Raw genomic sequence first — 23005 nt, forward strand, 5'->3', positions numbered from 1 at the left:
GCCCCTTTTTTCATGCGTGAAACCCACCTTACGGTAAGTCTAAGGACTGCTCCTCTACCTGGGGATCATCCCAACTACCCTGTACCGCGTAACGCTGCGTCATGGCTCGTGACAATGGCTCTTGCATTAACCACTGCGTCACAAATGCGCCAAGTCCGACTATAGGATTTACCGCAATAGCCGCCGCAACCGCTGCACCACTGATGTCCACCTGCGGGATCACCACTACGTTTAAGGCTAGGGTTTCCTGCTGCACACCCACATCACCCTCAATCACAATAGTCCCTACAGGGCCTGTAATCCTATAGTTATTGGTGTGCAGTACCATTTCTCGCAAGCTCACATCGCCCTTGATCGCATCGTAGGGGAAGCCCTCGCGCAATACACCACCAATATTCAGTTCTAAGCGGGCCAATCGCGTTAGCGACTGCAGTGATAGCACCTCTAGCAAGCGGGCTGAGCGTGACTGTATTTGCTTTAAACGCCCCTTGCCTAGAACCACATTAATATCACCCTCTAAATCATCTAATGCTACGCGCCACGGCAAATTGCGCCAGCTGAACTGCATCGCCACGCTACCTTTAGTGCCCTGTACTACATCAGGCACACCGAAGAAATCCAGATAGTCTTGTAGACTTTCTATCGTCGCTTGCGCCTCTATATACAACCCACGAGACTCACCATTTAACAACCAATGCCCCGCCCCCGTTAAACTCATCCCGGGCGCTACCAAAGACAGATTTTCTAGCTGCCATACATCTGAATCTGGCTCTGACCTACCCTCTGCCAACACGCTACCTATGCGCTTGCCTGCAATTTCCAACTGTTCTATGTGCAAATTCATATCGGGCAGATGCAGCGTATCATCCCCCCATCGCTCGGACTGGGACTCTGACTCAGTACTTTCTGCTACCTCACCCTCAGCCATTTCACCCAAAATAATGCGCTGAAAATGGGCTTGCAACACCCCTTGTATTTGTCCGGCTCTATCTACCTGCCACTGTAAGTTTCCGGCGGCCTCGCTAGAGCTGATATCTACACGCCAATGTTGCTGTTGCGGCTGCTGTGCGGTGAGAGTCAGATGCTCAAATGCCATCCCCAATCCCTGCGCCTCATCAGCCTGCACTCGCAGCCGTTTCAATGCAGGAAAATACCCCTCTCCCTGTGATTCATCGGCTTGTGCTGTTTGTATCAGGGCTTGCCACCCATCTAAATCCACTTTGGGGTAATGCACATCCACCACCAAACCATTTTGCTCTGGCTTAATCTCTTTATTGGCAGTGATGGTGCCAGCCTTGAAATACGGCTGCGGGACCGTTTTATCATGCAAGAAGCTAGCGTAAAAAGAACGCCCTAACGCCACGCTGAGCTGTGAGGTGCTAGGATTCACGGCCTGCCACCGTAATTGCAAAGGCCAGCGTTGCTCAGCCGGTTTTTGCATAGGTAAAGGCAAATCTACGATCAAGCCTTGCAGTGTAGAGTCCAGTTTCAACACTACGTCAGACTGCTGCACACTGAGCACAAACTGAAAGGGGGTACGCCCTTGCACACGCTCATGCCACATTGCTGGTATCCATGGGCGAGCTTGCTGCATATCAGCACTGCCTTTAAAGGTCAGCCCGGGGTATTTATTGGGTTGATTTCCGTCGTAGGCTACGCCTTTCTCAATAGATAAGGGTTGGCCTAACCATGCACCACGCAAATTCTCTGCCCACACCGCCGTGTCAGAAAAGTTCAGGCGTCCATGTAATCGGCGTATAGGCGGAAGCTCGTCATACACACGTAATGACGTGTTTTGCATCGCCACGTGCCCTGTAATGGAAACATCCTTACCGGCTTGCAACGGCACAGCAAGTTTCAAGGGAACCTCCCACTGCCCTTCTGCCCGTAAGCCATCCAGCTCGTTATTCACCAACTCCCCCAAGGGAGAGTTTTTAAACAAGGGTACATACGATGCGGCACTACCGTGGCTCTGTGCATCAATATGCACGACGGAGTCGTGTTCCATATTAGGAATAGTGATAGCCAACGCGGTGGCCTGCACGGGTGAGGCCGGGTCTATCAAGACAGAGGCTTGAGTGAAATTACCATACAAGCCAGCACGTTCAATGCGTAACTGACCTTCTATATCGCGCAGCAGCGGCCACGTACGCTCATGTGCTGCCGCCTGCCAATAGTCAATTTGCGCGCCACGTATTGTGCCCGTAACATCAAAATAGCCTTTTTCTTGTTCTGATTGAAACGGGAACGCATCCACATCACCTCGCAGCGTAAAGCGCCCCTGCTCTAAGCTGCCTTGCTGCAAACCCGCTTTAAGCCAACTAATAACATCAGTCCCCACATCGTCTGGGAAATACTTATATAAGCTGCTGAGCTGCACATGCTCTAAGCGGCCCTGAAGCTCTAACCACCCTAGCTCGTAATCGGGATCAGGACGCCAGTTTCCTTGGGTATAAAGATACAGCTCAGGGTTCTCTACCACAAAGGTTGTTAACTGCCATGCTCTGCCACGTCCATCTAACTCAAACGCCATGCGATCCAGTTGTAGGTCTTCTTGCCACAACTGGCCGCCAGCGACGTGAACGTCGTCTAACATGACAATACTTTGTACGGGTGCCGTGCTCAGCCAATCACGCTGCGCTAACCATCGGTCCAAGTCCGTCCACGATGAGGACATGAATACCGATAGTTTTTTCGCCGCCAAGTCTTGGCCGTAGAAAGCCCCCTGCAAGGCTGACGCTTCGGCCTTAAAACGTATATCCGTGAAACGCCCCTGCTCTACCTTCACCACCAATTCTAAGAGTTCGGGGTACACCGACCAGTCTGTGTTTTTATCCAAACCTAGCGCTAACAAGGACTCAAACCCCGTCCGAGCCCGCACATACAACTGACCATTCATGGCAGAGACATTATCCCCGGCCTCTGAACTGGGCGTTTGTAAGTCGGCTAACACAGCCAAGCCATCCGTATTACCTGGCTCGCCCTCTTGCAATGCGACGTAATGCCGCCCATCACGATTCTGTACATCGATTTGTACAGGGGTCACCACCTCTGGTGGCAGCTTTCTATAGTGATCGTCCCAAATAATGGTGGCATTGGTGATCTGTACTTGTCGTTGTAACGCCAGCCACCGTAAAAAAGCTTGATCGTCCTCCCTAGAACTTTCTGCAGCCGTGCCATCATCAACCACCACGCCCCCCACGCTGATATGGGCATTACTATCGCGCTTGATAGTGAGCTGCAGTCCATCGGCATACACCATATGAAAAATGGGCTTGGCGTATAACCACGACGACCAACTAAACTCAAACTGCAACATAGGGATGTGCATAGCGGGCTGTTCGCCCTCGCCCTGCTGCACCCTGACATTATCCAGTTGTAATCGGGCACGTGAGCCTTTCCAATCGCCTGTCACCTGATCAAAAGTAAGCTCTACGCCCAACGCGTCAGACAACACTTTTTCCAATGGTGCCTGCCATTGCTGCAAATTGGGTATCACCCAAAAACGTATTGCGCTGACAAACAGCACTGCGCTCAGGTATAAAGCAAAAAGCACATACAGCAACGTGCGCCGTAGTCGTGACATAAGCCTCCAATCGTCACACTAATCCGCAAGACTGCAAAGTGCTAACATGAACATGCTGTACACCGTTGATTAATGCTCTGACCTTTTTATCGATTATCAGATGAACGAAGCCATTATATTGAACTCTGCCCTCGCTTGGTCAGGCACATTACAACGAAAGTTAACCGCCTTCCCGGATTTTGCTCACCACCTGCAGCAAAACAGCCTACATCCACTCACGCTAGAACGTTTAAATCAGCTCGCACAGTTGGCGTTAGCTAATGCGCCCTACAGTGAGATCAACGACATTAAACGCCCACTGCGTTTATTGCGTACAGGCGTGTTCTATACCCTAATGGTGCGTGACATTGCTGGTCTTGCCAGCTTTGAAGAGGTTACCCAGGCCATGAGTCATCTGGCCGACTTGTCTGTACAACATGCTTACGAAACTGCCTACAGAAAACTAGCAGAACGTCACGGCACCCCGCTGGATCCCAAAACAGGGCAGCCCTTAGAAATGCTGATTCTGGCTATGGGTAAATGGGGGGGTAAAGAGCTAAACGTGTCATCAGACATAGACCTAATTTGTATTTATGGGCCTGATGGCGACACCACCGGCCCGCGCCCTATTAGTCACCACGAGTTTTTTGGCAAACTTACGCAACAAATCAGTGCGATTTTGTCTGAGGTCACGCCAGACGGTCAGGTGTTTAGATGCGATCTACGTTTACGCCCTGATGGCGACTCTGGCCCGTTGGCATGGAGCATGGCTGCCGTCGCTAACTACTTGATTAGCCAAGGGAGGGAGTGGGAACGCTATGCATGGATTAAGGCTAGACCCTTGGCATTACAAGCAAATCCCACCAGCAACCCCCATAGTTTGCGCTACCAGTTCGAACAATTGCGTACGCCTTTTGTGTATCGCAACTACTTTGACTTTGACGCGTTAGCTGCCTTACGTGAACTACGTGAACGTATACGCCAAGACTGGAACCGACGGGTGCTCAATAGAAATGGCATTGATAGCCTGCACAATATCAAGTTGGGCGATGGCGGCATACGAGAAATTGAATTCGTAGTGCAGCTGAATCAGCTCATTCGCGGTGGGCGCTTACCCTCGCTACAGCGCAGCAACCTGTTGGATGCTATGCGCGCCCAACAACGAGCAGGCGTACTAACGGCCACAACAGTAGAAGAGTTAAAACAGGCGTATTTATTTTTACGTCGCACCGAACACATGCTGCAGTACCGTGAAGACACACAAACCCACCTACTGCCCGTAAAAGTGGAAGAACGCCAAGCGCTGGCCACCACATTAGGCCTTGAGCTTGATGAGTTCGAAACCCAACTACAGCACCACCGCAGCGTCGTCAGCCGGTATTTTAGTGATGCCTTTAGATTGGCGGGGTTAAATGACAGTAGCCCCACAAACGTAGAAGCCAGTCCGCCTCCCACACCGGAAGCACCGGCAGTTACGCCGGATGACTTTCAAGCTCACGCTCAAGAAAAAATCACGCACTTTTTGGACAGCCATAAGTTGCGACGCTTACCACGGCCTAGTCGCGCACGATTAGAACAACTGCTGCCGCAGTTAAGCCTTGCTGCTGCCCAAACGGCTAACGCAGAAGAAACCTTAAGCCGGCTCTTAAATGTAATGGAAAGCATCGCACAACGTAGTGCATATGTGGCCTTGTTAAGCGAGTACCCCGAAACCATTAGCCGTTTAACCATGCTAGTGTCTGCCAGCCCATGGGTAGCGCAGTACTTAGTGCAATTCCCCTTGGTATTAGACAGGCTGATCAACTGGAAAAGCTTGATGCAGGATACGGATTTCAATGCCCTGCAAACTCAGTTGCATCACGAGTTAGACGCGTGCCGCCTACCCGATGGGCAGCCCGATATAGAACAGCAAATGAACTTGATGCGCGACACACTGCATCAACACACCTTTGAACTACTGGCTCAAGACTTATCTGGTTGCTACAGCGTAGAGCAACTGGCGGACAAGCTGTCTGCCTTAGCCGACCTGATGCTAGAAGAAACGCTATACCGCACGTGGCCCTTAGCCCAGCCTAAAGGTACTGATACCGCAACCTTGCCCGCCCCAGAATTTGCCATCATTGCCTATGGAAAATTAGGCGGTAAAGAGCTGGGCTATGCCTCTGACTTAGATTTGGTGTTCCTGTACGACGACCCAGATCAAAACGCGTCAGAACACTACGTCAAACTCGGTCGCCGCATGATCTCGTGGTTGTCTACCCTGACATCATCAGGGCGGCTTTATGAAGTAGATATGCGCCTACGCCCCGATGGTAACGCCGGGCTAATCGCCGTGAGCATTGATAGCTTTGAGCAATACCAGCAACAACAAGCGTGGAGTTGGGAGCATCAAGCCTTAACACGTGCCCGTTTTGTGGCGGGTAGCGCTCGTATAGGTAAACGCTTTGAGCAAGTACGGCGAGACATACTGGTACGCCCTCGCGACTTGTCACAGCTTAAAGCTGATATACGCCAAATGCGTGCCCGCATTTTTGAAGGCCACCCTAACCGCAGCGAACTGTTCGATCTAAAACACGACAGCGGTGGCATGGTGGATATTGAATTCATCACACAATTCATCGTATTAGCGCATGCCCATCAATACCCTGTGCTGTTGGGTAACCTCGGCAATATCACCTTATTAGGCTTAGCTGCTGAACTGGGGCTGATAGACAGTAGTTTGGCTAGCCAAGTCAGCAGCATTTATAGAAACTACCGCAAACTGCAACACACCTTGCGATTACAGGCTCAGCCATGGGCCCGTGTGCCCCCTCAAAACCACGAACAAGACCGCCAAACTGTGCGCGCGCTTTGGGAAGTGGTGATTGAAGGCTAAAATAGCCAGTTCAGCTCCATTTATTCTGTAGAAGCGTCATGTCCACATCTGTTGATCGTCCTGTACTCACACTACCTGACAACCGCAAGAAGGTTTTATTGCACTCCTGCTGCGCCCCCTGTTCGGGCGAAGTCATGGAGGCAATCACGGCCTCTGGCATTGACTACGCCATCTTCTTTTACAACCCTAATATTCATCCTGTGCGCGAGTATGAGATTCGTAAACAGGAAAACATACGCTACGCCGAAAAACACGGTATTGAGTTTATTGATGCCGATTACGACGTAGATAACTGGTTTGAGCGGGTAAAAGGCATGGAGCACGAGCCCGAGCGTGGCATACGCTGTACTGAATGCTTTGACATGCGCTTTGAACGCACTGCCCTTTATGCACACGAGCATGGCTACGATACGTTTAGCAGCTCGCTGGGTATTTCGCGCTGGAAAGACATGAACCAGATCAATGGTTGCGGTGAGCGTGCTGCTGCTCGCTACCCCAACATGCTGTACTGGACGTACAACTGGCGTAAAGGCGGTGGTGCTAAACGTATGCTGGAGATCAGCAAAACGGAAGAGTTCTACATGCAAGAATACTGTGGCTGTGTGTACTCTTTGCGGGATGCAAACCAGTGGCGTCGTGAAACTAATCGCGAACGTATACAAATTGGGGTGAAGTTTTACTCGTGGGACGCCACTCGCGAAAACCTGAATGAAACGCCTGCCAAACGTTTAGATAAACCAATACTTTAAGCGCATTCATCGCACCTGCTAGGAAGGCAGCTTAACGATTAGTAGGCTTCTACGCTTGATGCTAGTTCAGGATAACGGCTGTATCCATCGCACGCGCTGGGGAGCTACAGAGGCTGTTTTTTGTGCAGAAGTATGCATACCTACAGAAATCATCTGTCTAAAAACCTCTGCAAGCGACGAGCAAAAGGCGGATGGAAGTGTTTTTTTATTTGGTGTCTCAAATAAAAAAATACTTTCGCAGCCTTAGGCTAATGCAGCAGGTGGTTGATAAGCGGGTTTCGCCACCTTAGGCTAATGCAGCCCAGTCGTGAGTAAGCGGGCTTTAAGCTCATGGCATTCTAAGCCTTAGGTTACGGCAAACAATCAATCATTGATGGGCAGTGACTACCTAGACGGGTATAGCCTCACACTCAGAAGCAACGACAACATCAAGGCCGATGCAGCCATCACCAACGCACTGGTAAAACTATGGCTGTAGCTGTGCAACATCTCCGCCAACACAGGACCAACAATCTGCCCCACGCTGTACACCAATGTCATAATCGCCAATAAATTCGTACCTGTATGGCGTGCCAAACGTTGTGCTGCGGGCATCGCGATAGTTACCGTGCCTGTGAAGGTTCCCCCCACCAGTAACGCACTGAGCATATAACTCGTCGCAGACTCCACCAGTACCGGCAGCCCTACTCCCAATGCTTGTACTGCCAGATTCCACTGTAATGCTGTACGAGTCCCTAGTTTTTCATGCAGACCATGCCACAAAAAACAGGCGGGCACCGCTCCTAATCCAAATACTGCCCACACGTGTGCTGACTGTAAGTCTGGCAATGCCATGTGCACCAGCATGGGTAGATAGGTAGCCGTCACGATATAACCCAAACCAGCCAGGCCATAAATAACCACCAAAGGCAATGGCGCAACCAGCTTTGGCTCTATGACTTCCACGGATGACTGCATAGACTGTTCTGATGTCTTACCACGCCCCAATAATCCTGGTACGGCAATCGCCCCCATGATGACGGCAACCACGGCCAATAATAGCCACATCCCAGAACTACGCAGCCCTAGCTCTGCCCCTAACACCAAGAGTTCGGCCGATAAAGCTATACCCACCCCAACTCCGGCATACAGCACTGGAGCTCCTCTGAAGTTTTTACGCTCAGAAAACAACCATAATGACGCCGCGACAAAGCCCAAGGCACTAATAGCCCCGGCCACACCACGCAATAGCAAAATCCCCCATACCGGCATGGGCAACGCCAACAACGCCAAGGTTAAGGCTGTACCCAATACAGCCCACACGCACAAACGATAGGCATACCTGCTGTGCAACTTAACCGCCAACAAGGCCCCTAGCAAATACCCTGCATAATTCGTAGATGCGGCCCAACTGCCTTGCTGCACGGTGATCACAGCATCTTCAACCATGTAGGGAAAGACCGCTGTGAATGCAAAACGCCCTATCCCCATGCCTACAGACAGGATCAAGGCAGCTTCAAACGCCGAGCGCCATGGCCCCAGTAAGGCCGTGCGGTTTCCTGATGCAATCACAGCTTTTCCTCTGCGAGCAACGCGAGCAAATGCTGGAAAGCCGGCACGTCATAGCCTTTACGCCACACCAATAAGGTATCCACTATCCCTACCGATAAGGTTGTGAGGCTATGAGGTACACCAGCCAACTTCAAGACACTTGCGGGCACTAAGGTCACGCAATTACCCGCCGCCACACACGCAATCATGGCATGGTAGGAAGCAATTTCTAGTACCCGCCACTCAGGAGACTCAGCCATGCCCAAAAACTGCTCAGCCATGCTGCGATAGGTACAGCCCAGCGGGAAGGCCACTAAGGTACGGGCACGAATATCTGCCACCTGTTTCACGTCTGACTCGCTGCTTGGCAATAACAACAGCAGTTCCTCTTGCCACGCTGGTAGTGCCTGTAAAGCTAACTCATCCAGCAAAACTCCTTCCTCTGCTGTGGGAGACAACGCCGCAAATGCACAGTCCAAAACACCTGTACGCAACTGCTCCAATAGCGCTCGCGTAGGCCCCGTACGTAGCTGTAACGAGGTATTGGTATGCCTAGCATGGTACGTTGCCAACAACGCCGGCAAGCGGCTAGCTGCCGTACTTTCCATGCTACCCATGCGCAAGAGGCCACCATCACGCCCACCGGTGATGACATGCCTAGCCTCAGCTTCTAAGGCCAACAGCTTATTGGCATAGCTCACGAAGCCCTCCCCAGCCACAGACAGCACCATGCGCTTACCTGTACGTACAAAGAGCTCCACTCCCACATCAGCCTCAAGTTGCTGTATACGTGTCGTGATATTGGAAGGTGCTCGGCCTAATCTTGCTGCTGCTTGCGTAATACTCAGTTCGCTCGCCACACAAAGAAAAATGCGTAGTGTTTCTGAATCCATTAAATTCCCCATTAGAGAACATTACTTAACTATCATTCTTTTTTAAGAAATTAAAATATACGCTTATTTGCCACGCTTGCCAAAGCTTTAGACGAAAAAAAGCCCCACTCTTTTTCAAGAGGGGGCTTTTTTGTGACTACTTCAGCGTAGTGTTAAGCAGCGCCTGCTTTCTGGTCAAACACGAAACTACCGTCTCTCCAGTCTACAGGTACTACATCATCTTCACCGAACTGGCCTTCCAAGATCAGTTTAGCCACTGGGTTCTCGATGTTCTGCTGGATAGCTCGTTTCAGCGGTCTAGCACCAAACAATGGATCGAAACCAACTTTTGCCACTTCAGCCAAGGCAGCATCGCTAACTTCCAACTGCATACCTCTGTCTGCCAAACGTTGTGCCAAACGTTGCAACTGGATTTTGGCAATAGATTGAATCTGCGCCTCGCCCAGTGCGTGGAACACCACAACTTCGTCAATACGGTTCAAGAACTCTGGACGGAAAGAGAGTTTGACCTCTTCCCATACCGCAGACTTCACTTTCTCGTAAGGTTCGCCCACCATTTCTTGGATGTGATGAGCACCCAAGTTAGAGGTCATGATCACCACGGTATTACGGAAATCTACTGTTCTACCTTGGCCATCAGTCAGGCGACCGTCGTCCAGCACCTGCAGCAAGATGTTAAACACATCAGGGTGAGCTTTTTCTACCTCGTCCAGCAAAATCACACTATAGGGTTTGCGACGTACGGCTTCTGTTAAGTAACCGCCTTGTTCGTAACCCACATAGCCCGGAGGCGCACCAATCAGTCTCGCTACGGAATGTTTCTCCATAAACTCTGACATATCAATACGAATCAAATGATCTTCAGAGTCAAACAGGAAGGCAGCCAAAGCTTTAGTCAGCTCGGTTTTACCCACGCCGGTAGGACCTAAGAACAAGAACGAACCATACGGTTTAGAAGGATCAGCCAGACCAGCACGTGAACGTCGAATAGCATCAGCCACCAACGATACCGCTTCATTCTGGCCCACCACACGCTCTTCAAGGTGCTGTTCCATATTCAGCAGTTTTTCACGCTCGCCTTGCATCATGCGCGAAACAGGAATACCTGTAGCACGTGATACCACCTCAGCAATCTCTTCTGTACCTACCTGCGTACGTAAAAGCTTAGGTTTGTCTTCCAATTTGTCTTTGGAATGCTCGGCGGTAGCCAAACGGCCCTCTAGCTCGGGCAACTTACCATACTGCAACTCAGCCAACTTATCGAACTGGCCTTTGCGTTGCAGCTCAGCCATTTCTGCTTTTAACTGTTCAATTTCTTCCTTAATGGATTGCGTACCTTGCACGGCCGCTTTTTCGGCTTTCCAAACCTCTTCAAAGTCGTTGTACTCGCGTTGCAAACGCTCCAGCTCTTCTTCGATGGTTGCTAAACGACGTTGTGACGCATCGTCGGTTTCCTTACGCACCGCTTCGCGCTCAATCTTGAGCTGAATCATGCGTCGGTCTAGCCTATCCATCACTTCAGGCTTAGAGTCGATTTCCATACGAATACGGGCAGCGGCTTCGTCAATCAAGTCAATCGCTTTATCCGGCAGGAATCTGTCGGTAATGTAACGGTTAGACAGCTCAGCAGCAGCCACAATCGCGGGGTCAGTAATCGCCACACCGTGGTGCAGTTCATAACGCTCACGCAAACCACGCAGGATCGCAATGGTGGACTCTACATCAGGCTCATCCACCAACACTTTTTGGAAACGGCGCTCTAACGCAGCATCTTTCTCTATGTATTGACGGTACTCGTCCAGCGTGGTTGCACCAATACAGTGCAGTTCACCACGGGCCAGCGCGGGTTTCAGCATATTGCCAGCATCCATCGCACCCTCAGCTTTACCTGCCCCCACCATGGTGTGGATCTCATCAATGAAGAGAATGGTCTTACCCGCATCTTGAGACAGTTCTTTCAATACGGCTTTCAGACGCTCTTCAAATTCACCACGGTATTTAGCACCGGCCAGCAAGGCGGCCAAATCCAATACCAACACCCGTTTGTTTTTCAGGTTCTCAGGCACCTCGTTATTCACGATACGCTGAGCCAAACCTTCCACAATCGCGGTTTTACCCACACCAGGTTCACCAATCAACACAGGGTTGTTTTTGGTTCTACGTTGCAGGATTTGAATAGAGCGACGGATTTCATCGTCACGTCCAATCACAGGGTCCAACTTGCCCAAACGTGCGCGGTCTGTCAGGTCAGTGGTGTATTTGGACAACGCTTCACGGTTGGCATCGCCTTCCGCATCGTTTACCGATTCACCACCACGAACTGCTTCTATCGCAGCCACCAATGCTTGTTCATTTAAACCCGCTTCTTTTAATAACCTACCGGCCTGCCCTTTATCTCGGCTTAATACCAATAAGAATAATTCGCTAGCAATATAGGTATCACCGCGAGAGGTAGCTTCTTTTTCAGTTAGCGCTAATGCACTTTGCAATTCGCGACTAATATTTAAATTCACATCACCAGAAGAAATCTGCGGTAATGCATCAATCGCTTTTTTCACTTCCGCTTGTAAGCGGGGCACGGCCACACCTGCACGCGCCAATAGACTGCCTGCTCCGGAATCCACGTCAGCCAACAAAGCTGCTAATACGTGTACAGGTTCCAGATATGAATTGCCCTGTTGCAATGCCAAACTTTGGGCATCTGCCAAAGCTTGTTGGAATTTTGTCGTTAATTTATCAATTCGCATGTTGCCTTACTCTAAGTAATGTGCAGAATCTTGCGTTGAGTATTCACAGACTGCACCAGATTAATTTCGCTTGACTTATAGATGATGTCAAAGAGTCAAACTTCAAGAGGCGTTAAAAATCATTTATGTGCTTATTTGCATTTTATTACAATTATTGCAAGCCTCTAAAATAAAAGAAAAAGCAAAACCCTTGATGTTTCAAAAAGAGCTTTTAAATACGCTAGAATAGCAAGTGTGGCACTTCACTCCGAAGTGCGATTTTTACGCTGTGCTTGATTACAGCATCTGGTTACGGTTTACCGTCCAGAGTGTTTTCAGACACAGCCGCTTTCTATGCAAAAACGAATCTCTGTCAATCACGATGCTATACGTTGCTCATCCTGCATGCTGAATGAAATCTGCTTGCCGCTTGGGATGTCCAGCCACGACCTACAAAAGCTGGATGATCTGGTCAAGGAGCGTATACGTCTGAGCAAAGGCTCTGTCCTGTTCCATCTTGATGATGAAGTGGACGCAATCTACGCATTGCGCACCGGCAGTATCAAGACACAACTGGAAGATGCTTCTGGCCAAGTGCAAATCACCGGCTTTTTACTGCCAGGTGAAATTATTGGTATGGATGGTTTACTTAATAACCGCCATGTCTCGCACTCCATTGCCTTGGAAGACAGCGAAGTCTGTGTCATGCCATTAAACGAACTGGATAAACTGTCGTTGCAACTGCCTATCTTGCAGCAGCAACTACGCCGTTTGATGAGCAAAGAAATCAACCGTGCCCATACCCTTATCATGAATCTGGGTGCACTACGCTCTGAGCAGCGTTTAGCGGCCTTCTTGATTAATCTTTCGCAGCGTTTGTCTACCTTGGGTTACTCCCCTTACCAGTTCATTTTGCGCATGAGCCGGGAAGAAATCGGTAACTTTTTAGGCCTAACACTGGAAACGGTTAGCCGTTTGTTTTCTCGCTTTGCACGCGAAGGTCTGTTACGCATTCAACAACGCGAAGTCATGATCTTAGACCTACCTGCCCTGCAAGCCATGGCCGGGGTCGACTGCTAATACGCGTTTGCCTCTGTTACGCACAACACCTTAGTTGTTGCACCATAAAAAAATCCCACGCTAAAACGTGGGATTTTTTATTGCTATCCGCTGTGTTTATTCAGCTTCTACTACCGCTGGAGCTTCTGGTGCCGCATCTCGTGTAACAACTAAGCCGCGCTTCTGGCCACCGTCGTTAATGGTTTCGCTCACACCTGTAGGCTGCAATACCAACGCAATAGTGATGAAACAGCCCACCATTGCAAGGAAAGGGCCAGCCATTAAGATCCATGGCCATGGCTCTTTAAACCACGGTTGAGTATCCAATTCCTGATCAACTGCATTTGCCATGATGGGTCCTTTATCTAGCGTGCACCTTAACGTGGCACATAAAAACGGGTTTTCTCACTGATGAACTCTTCACCGGAATCCGCATCTGCAGACTTACGAGCGGTAATCACAATGTCGTGCATCCCCTCTTTCAAGCCCACATCTACCGGAACCTGTACGTGCACAGGAATCAGCTCATTTGTGGCCGCTGGAACAACGACCTCTGAGCTGCCACCGCTCACCGTACTAATAGTGATACCAGAGAACCCTTCCGCACCAAGTTCAATACGCATAGGTTGTTCTGATTTGTTCATCATTTGCAGTCTGTAGATGTTCTCTATATGACCGCCTGGCACTTCACGCCCCATTACCCCTCGATCTCGAATCACATCCATGTGCAGATCATTACGGGCCATCAGCGAGTAAACCGCTGCTACAGTAATAAGGCTCAAAATGGCAATATACACCAAGATACGCGGCCTAAACATATGCCTACGAACTTGGTCTTGGGTCAGCCTTTCTGTAATAGCACGACCCGAGGTATAACGGATTAAGCCTTTAGGATAATCCAGTTTTTCCATTACATCATCACAGGCATCGACACAGGCCCCGCAACCAATACACATGTATTGCAGCCCTTCTCGAATATCGATGCCGGTCGGACAGACCTGCACACAGAGGGTACAGTCTACGCAATCCCCTAAGCCTGCCTCTTTATGGTCTACCTTTTTAGAACGCTTACCGCGTGGCTCACCACGTACATGGTCATAACTCACCACAAAGGTGTCGTCATCCACCATCACACTTTGGAAGCGTGCGTACGGGCACATGTATTTACAGATAGCCTCGCGCAGGAAGCCTGCGTTACCCCAGGTAGCAAAACCGTAGAACAACAACCAGAACCACTGCCATGGGCCTAACGTGAAATCCATGATCTGAGAACCCAGCTCACGAATAGGCGCAAAATAGCCTATGAACGTAAAGCCAGTCCACAGCGCAATTACTATCCAGAAAAAATGCTTAGTGGCTTTGAGACGCAGCTTCTTGGCACTCCAAGGTGCTTCATCAAGACGGATACGCGCCATACGGTCGCCTTCCACCTTGCGCTCAACCCACATAAATATTTCGGTATATACCGTTTGCGGACAGGCGTAACCACAGAATAGTCGCCCCGCCATCGCCGTAAAAAGAAACAGCGAGAATGCCGACAAAATTAATATGACGGTCAGGTAAATAATATCCTGAGGCCACATCACAATGCCGAACATATAGAACTTTCGTGTACCCAGATCAAACAGTACAGCTTGACGGTCATTCCACTGCAACCATGGCAAACCGTAATAAATAATCTGTGTGAAGAATACAAGGGCGATTCGCCAGTTGGCGAATACCCCTTTTACTGATCGCGCATAGATCTTCTGATTAATATCGACGACCTTAACAGCATGAGCGGACGCCTTAGCTGTTACCGGATTGGAGGAAATAGGTGGTTGCCATTCCGGTACCTGCTCTGTATTTCCTTCGTCTGGACGACGATGGGGAGCGTCACTACTCATGCTTTACCTCAACTTACACAATAATCACACCACAACGCTTACTTAGAAGTGTTGTTGCTCAGACCCCATACCCAACCAGCCAGCAAACGAATTTGCTCTTCGGTCAGACGGTTTTTCTGGGCTGGCATTTGGTTATCACGACCGTTCAAAATACCTTCAACAATCACGGCCTCTGAACTGCCATACAGCCAGTTACCGCTAGTCAGGTCAGGAGCACCCAACAATTGATTGCCTTTAGCATCCGCACCGTGACATGCAAAACATGTTTGTTCAAACAGTTTTTTGCCAGACGGTACACGTGATTGGTCATGTGCCAAGCTATTCAAGGAGCGTACATACTGAGCGATGTCGGAAGCCTCACCAGGAGTCAACACACCTTTGTGTGCTGTCATGATGCCGCGTCTACCTTCAGTAATGGTATGCAGAATATCCTCAGGCTTACCGCCCCACATCCATGTACTGTCTGTCAGGTTAGGAAAGCTTGGGCTACCTTGAGCATCAGAACCGTGACACTGCGCACAATTGTTCAGGAACAAACGCTGACCAATAGCACGTGCTTCAGCATCGTCAGCGATTTGCTCAAGTGGCATCTCACGGAAACGCTCGTAAGTAGGTGCCAAACGGGCGTTAATTTGCTCTTGTTGCGCTTGCACTTCTTTAGCTGCTGAGTAGCTCAGCATACCTTGGTAACTACCCAGACCTGGATACATGATCAGGTAGCCCAATGCGAAGATACACAGCAACACGTACATCACGGTCCACCAACGTGGCACGTTTGTATTGAGCTCAGTGATGTTGCCATCCCATACGTGGGAGGATTCTTGCTCTTCCATCGACGGTGATAGCCATGCACGCTGTGTCCATAACAGCCACAGACAGAAGGCTATACCCAACAAAGCTATAGCGGAGATATAAATACTCCAGCCTTGATTAAAAAAATCACCCATTCGAACCTCCCTGCTCGTCAGCTTCATCCGGTAATGCGAACGGAAGCATAGACCCATCATGGTTGGCCTTTTTACGGCCATCCGACCACGCCCAGATCACAATACCAATGAACGTCAAAATGCCAAGTATTGTCATCAGACCATTCAAGAATGCAACCATGATTAGCGTCTCCCTTCGGCTACAGCTTGTTCAGCTGCTGCACGACCTTCAACCCCCATACCTTGCAGATAAGCGATCAGCGCATCTTCTTCGGTTTTACCAACCAATTGCTGAGGTGCTTTTTCAATCTGCTCGTCGGTATATGGCACACCAATAATGCGCAGAGCATTCATACGTGCACGCACGTCGTCATTTTCTACACTGTTATGTTGCAGCCAAGGGTAAGCCGGCATGTTAGAAGCAGGTTCAGTATCACGTGGATTACGCAGGTGAATACGGTGCCAGTTATCAGTGTACACACCACCTACACGAGCCAAGTCAGGACCAGTACGTTTGGAACCCCACAAGAAGGGGTGATCGTACACAGTCTCACCGGCCAGTGAGTAAGGACCGTAACGCTGCACTTCAGATTGCAGCATACGGACTTGTTGGGAGTGACAGCCTACGCAACCCTCACGAATGTAGATATCTCTACCTACCAAACGCAGAGGCTCGTAAGGCTTCACGCCTTCTGTGGGCTCAGTCATAGAGTGCTGGAAAAACAGCGGCACGATCTGTACCAAACCCGCAAAGGAAATCACCAGAATACTGAGCACAATCAGCAAACCAACGTTGCGCTCAATCGTGGCGTGTGTAAAACCTTTTTTCTCAGATGAGGACATTGATTGCTCCTTATTCCGTAACAACAGCCGGACCAACGTTAGTCGGACTGATCGCATCAGGGTTAGTCAGCGGAACAACAGGGTTCACACGAGGTTTGCCCCATGCTGTCAAGAAGACGTTCACGCCCATCATGACAATACCGCAAACAAACATAAAGCCACCCAATGCACGAATTGCATAGAACGGATAAGTTGCTTTCACCCCTTCGACGAAGCTGTATGTCAACAGACCATCAGGAGCGGTTGCACGCCACATCAAACCTTGCATCACACCGGAAATCCACATCGCGGCGATATACAGCACCACACCCAATGTAGCCACCCAGAAGTGAACTTCTACCAGTTTTGGCAGAGCCATCTGTTTTTGGCCATACAAGCGAGGAATCATGTAGTACAGGGAACCAAAGGTCACCATCGCTACCCAACCCAACGCACCCGAGTGCACGTGACCGATAGTCCAGTCAGTGTAGTGGGACAGGGAGTTCACTGTGCGGATAGCCATCATGGAACCTTCAAAGGTAGACATACCGTAGAAGGACAATGAGGTTACCAAGAACTTCAAGATAGGATCTGTACGCAGTTTGTGCCAAGCACCCGACAAGGTCATGATACCGTTGATCATACCGCCCCATGATGGAGCCAACAGGATCAGCGAGAAGGTCATACCCAAGGATTGGGTCCAGTCAGGCAAGGATGTGTACAGCAAGTGGTGAGGACCAGCCCACATGTACGTAAAGGCCAATGCCCAGAAGTGCACAATGGACAAACGGTAGGAGTACACCGGACGGTTAGCTTGCTTAGGTACGAAGTAGTACATCATCCCCAAGAAGCTCGTGGTCAGGAAGAAACCTACGGCGTTATGGCCGTACCACCACTGCACCATCGCATCTTGCACACCGGCGTAAACCGAGTAGGACTTCCACATGGAAACCGGAATTTCCAAGTTATTGAAGATGTGCAATACAGCAATAGTGGTAATGAAAGCACCGTAGAACCAGTTCGCCACATAAATGTGACGCACACGGCGTTTAACGATAGTGCCAAAGAACACCACAGCATACGATACCCAGACAATCGTAATCAGGATATCCAGAGGCCATTCCATTTCAGCGTATTCTTTGCTGCTGGTGAAACCCATAGGCAAAGTAATCAGCGCCCCCAACATCACTAGCTGCCAACCCCAGAAGGTGAAAGAAGCCAGTTTTGTACAGTACAGACGTACCTGACAGGTACGTTGAACCACGTAGTACGATGTAGCGAACAGTGCGTTACCGCCGAAGGCGAAAATCACCAAGTTGGTATGTACTGGACGCAGACGGCCATAGCTAAACCATGGCGTTTCGAAGTTAAGTTCAGGCCAAATCAGTTGCAAGGCAACCAGTAAGCCGACACTCATGCCGATAATTCCCCAAACCACCGTCATGACAGAAAACTGCCGCACGACACCGTAGTTGAAGACTTCGGCCTGTTTCCCGACTATCTCGGAAGTGCCCATTTGCTTCCCCTATAACACTAACATTACAAAATTAATCTCCTGAGCCATGATCGCTCATGCTCGGCCGTTGCTCCCTGATCTTAATCAGGGAACTTATTATTAGTGTGGTAATTGTGTGGATTTATACCAACTGCCACACATCCTCACAAATACACACTATTTCTTGGTGCGCTCCACATCCCTGTGCGTACTGTCATCATCTTTTAGTATTGATTCGCCAGCGGATTGGGAGTTTTCAAATTGTCCAGCAAAGATAGCCCACCATAGAGCCACCCCAATCATGATCACAAACAGCAACGAGATCGGAATCAGGAGAAACAGTGACTCAAGCATGGTGTACCACCTTTTGGATTATGCAGTGACCTCACTACCAGACAAGTGATTACCAGAAATACGCTGACGATAAATTCGCCAGGAGTTCAGGGCCACCAGTAGTGAAGACAACAACATAGAAACAGCAGCCACCCAAGGAGAGACCAACCCTACAGCAGCAAGGGGGGTCATCAACAGGTGCCAGACAATAGAACCGTATAAATTTTGTTTTGAAATGTGTTCTGTGCGTTGGATGAGCGCAGAAATATCTGCGTCAGATTGTGCAGGTTGCACCATCAATCCCGCCTGTGCGGCGGCAACGGCAGTGGGAACGGACATGGACATGGCACAGGGACAGCTCATGACGAATAACGCCACCATGACTGCCACAGCATGATCTGGTTGATAAAAGAACCACACCACACCTAAAACCAAGGCCAAAATCACTTGAATAAGGACAAACCAGAAAGCTAATGTATTGGCTCGCACCGAAATACCAGCTCGAAACTGCTCTACGCGATCAAAAGACTGACCACGACTAATAGATTGTCTAGCACAGAACTCTAAATAACGGGCTGTCAGCAAGAACGCCACAAACATGCTGACCGAGTCGAAATAGACTTCGCCCTGCCTTTGCCACGTGTTGACTACGCTGGGGATGAAAGCCACGATAATCCCTAACGCAACGGGCACATCCATCCCAACTTTGAATTTTTTAAGACTGTTCCATGCCCCTACCCAGATAGGCTGAGCACAGTAAAGCATTACGGGAACAGTCAGCACTAAACCCGCCCAGTTCATCAAAATGATGGCCTTATCCATCAAGGCCAAACTGTCAGGCTCCATAGTCTCTGAGCGCAAATACCCTGGAAAAGCAAACATCATGACCTGCATCATAACCAACCACGCCAAGCCCAACCGCGCGAGCATATGTTTGCGCTGGCGGCGCTGCTCGTCGGAAAGACCCGCAGGGATAGTAAATATAGAGTATGCGCGCATAAAGAGAATAGATAAGCGTTAACTGCTTATTAACCATTTACATGCATGCTAACCGTTATCCGCGAAAGCTTGAATACATGATATGAGTTACTAGTCGGGGGCATTTTACTACAAAGGTACCAGAAGGTCTGCCAACGTCTCGCTTCTGTTTGATACAGAACAAGCCGTAGCATCCAAAGATGCTACGGCTTGTATCAACCCCTGATGCTAGCCTTATTCAGCAGCTTTAGCAAATTGGGCAGCTTCGGTGGAGCCTGCCAATGCTGTTGTAGAGGACTGGCCGCCTTCGATAGTTTGTGTTACGGCATCGAAATACCCAGTACCTACTTCGCGCTGGTGACGTACCGCTGTGAAACCACGTTCAGCAGCAGCGAACTCACGCTCTTGCAAATCAACAAAGGCCGTCATGTTGTTGCGTGCGTAGCCATGTGCCAAATCAAACATGCCGTAGTTCAGTGCGTGGAAACCAGCCAAGGTGATGAACTGGAATTTGTAACCCATTGCACCCAACTCGCGTTGGAATTTCGCAATAGTTTGGTCATCCAGGTTTTTCTTCCAGTTAAACGATGGCGAGCAGTTGTACGACAGCATTTTGCCTGGGAACTGGCGGTGAATGGCCTCAGCAAAGCGTTTTGCGTATTCCAAGTTAGGTGTAGATGTCTCACACCAGATCAAGTCAGCATACGGTGCGTAAGCCAAACCACGGGAAATAGCTTGTTCTACACCTGGACGAGTGCGGAAGAAACCCTCAACCGTGCGCTCACCGGTGATGAATGGCTGATCGTTTTCATCCACATCGCTAGTGATCAAATCAGCCGCTTCAGCATCCGTACGAGCAACCAATACTGTAGGTACATTCAGAACATCGGCAGCCAATCGAGCCGCTACTAATTTAGAGATAGCTTCGCGGGTTGGAACCAACACTTTACCGCCCAAGTGACCACATTTTTTCACTGCAGCCAACTGATCCTCAAAGTGAACACCTGACGCACCAGCCACGATCATGGCTTTCATCAGTTCAAACGCGTTTAGCACACCACCGAAACCGGCTTCTGCGTCGGCAACGATAGGAGCTAAGTAGTCAATATAGCCCGCATCACCAGGGTTCATGCCTTCAGACCATTGGATTTGATCGCAACGCATCAGAGCATTGTTAATACGGCGTACTACTTGTGGAACCGAATTGATAGGATACAAAGACTGGTCTGGGTACATCTCGCCCGCACCGTTCGCATCACCTGCAACTTGCCAACCGGACAAGTAAATCGCTTTCAAGCCTGCTTTCACTTGCTGCATGGCTTGGTTACCTGTCAATGCACCCAATGCATTCACAAACGGCTCTTGGGTAATCATTTGCCACAGCTTTTCGGAACCGCGACGTGCCAGTGTGTGCTCTTCTACGGTAGAACCACGCAGACGGATCACTTCTTCTGCACTGTAGGTGCGTTTGATACCTTGCCAACGAGGGTCTTCAGCCCAGTATTTTTGCAAATTGCGGATTTCGGTTTCGCGGTTACTCATGCTGCTCTCCAATACAAGAAAAAGAAAACGTTCAAGATGAGTATTAGTCTACGCAAATACAGCGCCCGCAACACACTTATATCTTATATAAGACCATATATTTTTCTTATTAATATCAATTAGATAGTTTTTATATTTCAAGATATGAAACAACATTTTTGTTTATGGAAAAACTTATTGTGCAGCGCGCCATTTGCTTTTCATAATATGAAAACAAATAACCACCATATGAAAAATGAACCTTTTTGTACCGGAAAACAATAGGAAATAAAAAAACACCTCAGAAATTGGCGCCATCCCAATTTCTGAGGTGTTTTTTTTCTACCACTCTATAGCGAATACTATAGAGAGATAGCCTTTTCAGAGCATTATTTCTTTGCGGCTGCCTTAGCAATCCACACTGCCATCGATGCCGAAATACAAAAAGCCAGAGCCGCCCCAAACCATGGGCCGCGGTTCAGGCCTGCATCTAACATAGCACCGAACATTAACGGTGCTAATGAAGAACCCACATCCATACCGGAGTACACCAATCCATACACAGTACCCGTGGCTCCTTTAGGTGTGACGCGTCGAATGAGCATATCGCGAGACGGAGCTGCCACGCCTGAGAAGAACCCGGCCAATCCCACCATGACCACAGCTACTGACGGACTTAGCCACCCTGTACCCAGAAACACCAACATTAAGCCAGCAAAGCACAACGACATGAATACCGTGCGTTCACTGCGGGCATCAGCACCCACCAGAAAACCGCCAGCTAGCATCCCTACCGCCGCCGTCACCATATAGGCTGACAATGCTGTACCCGCTACGAGTGGATCAATGTGATACACGCTACCCAACATAGGAATGGTGTAGTTCTGTACCGACGACAACGCCATAGAAGAGAAGGCGAAAAACAAGAACGCTCCCCAAAGCGCTGGCTGCCTACATAAAATCTTCAGTGTTTGCCACGCACTTTCACGTGCCAAGGATTTCTCGGTAGTTTCTTCTGCGGCTTGCGCCACCTCTTTGGCGTGCTGCCCTGCCAGCAAGTGTCTACCCAAAAACGCAGCGCACCACACGATGGCCACCAACCCTGCTGCTGAGAATGCGGCAGCTCGCCAACCATGATCTGAGGCAATGGCTGACACAAACAATGGTGTTAAGGCCCAGCCCAAATTGCCGGTGAGCCCATGCACGCTAAAGGCATGACCCAAGCGTCTAGCGCTAACCCGGTGGTTAATAATGGAGTAGTCTACGGGGTGAAAAATAGAATTGCCGGCACCGCCAATGGCTGCCGCTATCCACAACATCCAATAACTGGTGGCGAAGCCAATAATAATGCCCGACACCACAAACCCGCCCAAGCCGAACAACAATACGGGAATGGGTCCAATGCGATCCACAACAAAACCTGAGCTGGCCTGCCCTAAACACGACACCAAAAAAAAGGTAGTGGCTAAGGCTCCTAGCTCAACATAGTCGAAACCAAACTCGCGTGCCAGAAACACATAAAGCGTAGGCAGCAGCAGTTGAAAAAAGTGTGAACTTGCGTGCACCACACCGATCAGACTGATAATGCTCCAGTCTTGTTTACGGCTAATGGTGTCTTCTACGCTTAACTCTGATGCAGCCATAGTC

Annotated in this window: 17 protein-coding genes; 3 read left to right on the top strand and 14 right to left on the bottom strand. The window is 49.6% G+C overall.

Annotated features, from left to right (window positions below):
- Positions 1-28: 28 nt before the first annotated feature.
- On the bottom strand, positions 29-3586 hold the full coding sequence (locus GY634_RS09310; RefSeq protein WP_166408267.1) for a YhdP family protein: 3558 nt from the start codon (positions 3584-3586) through the stop codon (positions 29-31).
- A gap of 100 nt (positions 3587-3686) precedes the next feature.
- On the opposite strand from GY634_RS09310, the gene glnE reads away from it, so the two are divergent.
- Positions 3687-6440 (top strand): bifunctional [glutamate--ammonia ligase]-adenylyl-L-tyrosine phosphorylase/[glutamate--ammonia-ligase] adenylyltransferase, encoded by a 2754-nt coding sequence (gene glnE / locus GY634_RS09315; protein ID WP_166408268.1) that lies wholly within the window; start codon positions 3687-3689, stop codon positions 6438-6440.
- Between the two features lie 38 nt (positions 6441-6478).
- The gene (locus GY634_RS09320; RefSeq protein WP_166408269.1) at positions 6479-7189 is read left to right on the top strand and encodes an epoxyqueuosine reductase QueH; all 711 of its coding nucleotides are present in this window, start codon (positions 6479-6481) and stop codon (positions 7187-7189) included.
- A 384-nt stretch (positions 7190-7573) separates the two neighbouring features.
- Here the strand turns inward: GY634_RS09320 and GY634_RS09325 are convergent, their stop codons facing one another.
- From GY634_RS09325 to clpB, 3 genes are all read right to left on the bottom strand, one after another.
- Positions 7574-8740, bottom strand: a complete 1167-nt coding sequence (locus GY634_RS09325; protein WP_242683663.1) for a YbfB/YjiJ family MFS transporter — start codon at positions 8738-8740, stop codon at positions 7574-7576.
- The gene (locus GY634_RS09330) at positions 8737-9612 is read right to left on the bottom strand and encodes a LysR family transcriptional regulator (protein WP_166408270.1); all 876 of its coding nucleotides are present in this window, start codon (positions 9610-9612) and stop codon (positions 8737-8739) included. Before GY634_RS09330 ends, GY634_RS09325 begins: the two co-directional genes overlap by 4 nt.
- Before the next feature lie 152 nt (positions 9613-9764).
- The gene (gene clpB / locus GY634_RS09335) at positions 9765-12359 is read right to left on the bottom strand and encodes an ATP-dependent chaperone ClpB (RefSeq protein WP_166408271.1); all 2595 of its coding nucleotides are present in this window, start codon (positions 12357-12359) and stop codon (positions 9765-9767) included.
- Between the two features lie 333 nt (positions 12360-12692).
- Between clpB and fnr the strand changes: the two genes are divergently transcribed.
- Positions 12693-13418: a fumarate/nitrate reduction transcriptional regulator Fnr gene (gene fnr, locus GY634_RS09340; protein ID WP_166408272.1), complete on the top strand. Its 726-nt coding sequence runs from the start codon at positions 12693-12695 to the stop codon at positions 13416-13418.
- Between the two features lie 96 nt (positions 13419-13514).
- Here the strand turns inward: fnr and GY634_RS09345 are convergent, their stop codons facing one another.
- From GY634_RS09345 to GY634_RS09385, 10 genes are all read right to left on the bottom strand, one after another.
- Positions 13515-13748, bottom strand: a complete 234-nt coding sequence (locus GY634_RS09345; protein ID WP_166408273.1) for a hypothetical protein — start codon at positions 13746-13748, stop codon at positions 13515-13517.
- Positions 13749-13774: 26 nt separating this feature from the next.
- Positions 13775-15283 carry a cytochrome c oxidase accessory protein CcoG gene (gene ccoG, locus GY634_RS09350; protein ID WP_166408274.1) on the bottom strand — a complete coding sequence of 503 codons (1509 nt, stop codon included), beginning with the start codon at positions 15281-15283 and terminating at the stop codon, positions 13775-13777.
- Between the two features lie 38 nt (positions 15284-15321).
- Positions 15322-16230: a cytochrome-c oxidase, cbb3-type subunit III gene (gene ccoP, locus GY634_RS09355; RefSeq protein WP_166408275.1), complete on the bottom strand. Its 909-nt coding sequence runs from the start codon at positions 16228-16230 to the stop codon at positions 15322-15324.
- Complete coding sequence (locus tag GY634_RS17235) at positions 16223-16390, bottom strand: cbb3-type cytochrome oxidase subunit 3 (protein ID WP_242683664.1); 168 nt, start codon at positions 16388-16390, stop codon at positions 16223-16225. Before GY634_RS17235 ends, ccoP begins: the two co-directional genes overlap by 8 nt.
- Before the next feature lie 2 nt (positions 16391-16392).
- Complete coding sequence (gene ccoO / locus GY634_RS09360; RefSeq protein WP_135865602.1) at positions 16393-17052, bottom strand: cytochrome-c oxidase, cbb3-type subunit II; 660 nt, start codon at positions 17050-17052, stop codon at positions 16393-16395.
- Between the two features lie 10 nt (positions 17053-17062).
- The gene (ccoN, locus tag GY634_RS09365; protein WP_166408276.1) at positions 17063-18547 is read right to left on the bottom strand and encodes a cytochrome-c oxidase, cbb3-type subunit I; all 1485 of its coding nucleotides are present in this window, start codon (positions 18545-18547) and stop codon (positions 17063-17065) included.
- A gap of 156 nt (positions 18548-18703) precedes the next feature.
- Positions 18704-18880 (bottom strand): cbb3-type cytochrome oxidase assembly protein CcoS, encoded by a 177-nt coding sequence (gene ccoS / locus GY634_RS09370; protein ID WP_166408277.1) that lies wholly within the window; start codon positions 18878-18880, stop codon positions 18704-18706.
- An 18-nt stretch (positions 18881-18898) separates the two neighbouring features.
- Positions 18899-19858: a P-type ATPase actuator domain-containing protein gene (locus GY634_RS09375; RefSeq protein WP_166408278.1), complete on the bottom strand. Its 960-nt coding sequence runs from the start codon at positions 19856-19858 to the stop codon at positions 18899-18901.
- A gap of 213 nt (positions 19859-20071) precedes the next feature.
- Positions 20072-21379 carry an isocitrate lyase gene (aceA, locus tag GY634_RS09380; RefSeq protein ID WP_166408279.1) on the bottom strand — a complete coding sequence of 436 codons (1308 nt, stop codon included), beginning with the start codon at positions 21377-21379 and terminating at the stop codon, positions 20072-20074.
- 368 nt (positions 21380-21747) lie between these two features.
- Positions 21748-23001, bottom strand: a complete 1254-nt coding sequence (locus GY634_RS09385) for an MFS transporter (RefSeq protein WP_166408280.1) — start codon at positions 22999-23001, stop codon at positions 21748-21750.
- Between the last annotated feature and the right edge of the window lie 4 nt (positions 23002-23005).

The sequence above is a fragment of the Paenalcaligenes suwonensis genome, assembly GCF_011290505.1.
Lineage (GTDB): Bacteria > Pseudomonadota > Gammaproteobacteria > Burkholderiales > Burkholderiaceae_B > Paenalcaligenes > Paenalcaligenes suwonensis.

Excerpts from the sequence above, each read along its gene's own strand:
- glnE (WP_166408268.1), top strand. The coding sequence starts at position 3,687 with ATGAACGAAGCCATTATATTGAACTCTGCCCTCGCTTGGTCAGGCACA.
- ccoG (WP_166408274.1), bottom strand. The coding sequence starts at position 15,283 with ATGAGTAGTGACGCTCCCCATCGTCGTCCAGACGAAGGAAATACAGAG.
- GY634_RS09310 (WP_166408267.1), bottom strand. The coding sequence starts at position 3,586 with ATGTCACGACTACGGCGCACGTTGCTGTATGTGCTTTTTGCTTTATAC.
- clpB (WP_166408271.1), bottom strand. The coding sequence starts at position 12,359 with ATGCGAATTGATAAATTAACGACAAAATTCCAACAAGCTTTGGCAGAT.
- GY634_RS09320 (WP_166408269.1), top strand. The coding sequence starts at position 6,479 with ATGTCCACATCTGTTGATCGTCCTGTACTCACACTACCTGACAACCGC.
- fnr (WP_166408272.1), top strand. The coding sequence starts at position 12,693 with ATGCAAAAACGAATCTCTGTCAATCACGATGCTATACGTTGCTCATCC.
- aceA (WP_166408279.1), bottom strand. The coding sequence starts at position 21,379 with ATGAGTAACCGCGAAACCGAAATCCGCAATTTGCAAAAATACTGGGCT.
- GY634_RS09345 (WP_166408273.1), bottom strand. The coding sequence starts at position 13,748 with ATGGCAAATGCAGTTGATCAGGAATTGGATACTCAACCGTGGTTTAAA.
- ccoO (WP_135865602.1), bottom strand. The coding sequence starts at position 17,052 with ATGTCCTCATCTGAGAAAAAAGGTTTTACACACGCCACGATTGAGCGC.
- GY634_RS09330 (WP_166408270.1), bottom strand. The coding sequence starts at position 9,612 with ATGGATTCAGAAACACTACGCATTTTTCTTTGTGTGGCGAGCGAACTG.
- GY634_RS17235 (WP_242683664.1), bottom strand. The coding sequence starts at position 16,390 with ATGGTTGCATTCTTGAATGGTCTGATGACAATACTTGGCATTTTGACG.
- ccoS (WP_166408277.1), bottom strand. The coding sequence starts at position 18,880 with ATGCTTGAGTCACTGTTTCTCCTGATTCCGATCTCGTTGCTGTTTGTG.
- GY634_RS09385 (WP_166408280.1), bottom strand. The coding sequence starts at position 23,001 with ATGGCTGCATCAGAGTTAAGCGTAGAAGACACCATTAGCCGTAAACAA.
- GY634_RS09375 (WP_166408278.1), bottom strand. The coding sequence starts at position 19,858 with ATGCGCGCATACTCTATATTTACTATCCCTGCGGGTCTTTCCGACGAG.
- ccoN (WP_166408276.1), bottom strand. The coding sequence starts at position 18,547 with ATGGGCACTTCCGAGATAGTCGGGAAACAGGCCGAAGTCTTCAACTAC.
- ccoP (WP_166408275.1), bottom strand. The coding sequence starts at position 16,230 with ATGGGTGATTTTTTTAATCAAGGCTGGAGTATTTATATCTCCGCTATA.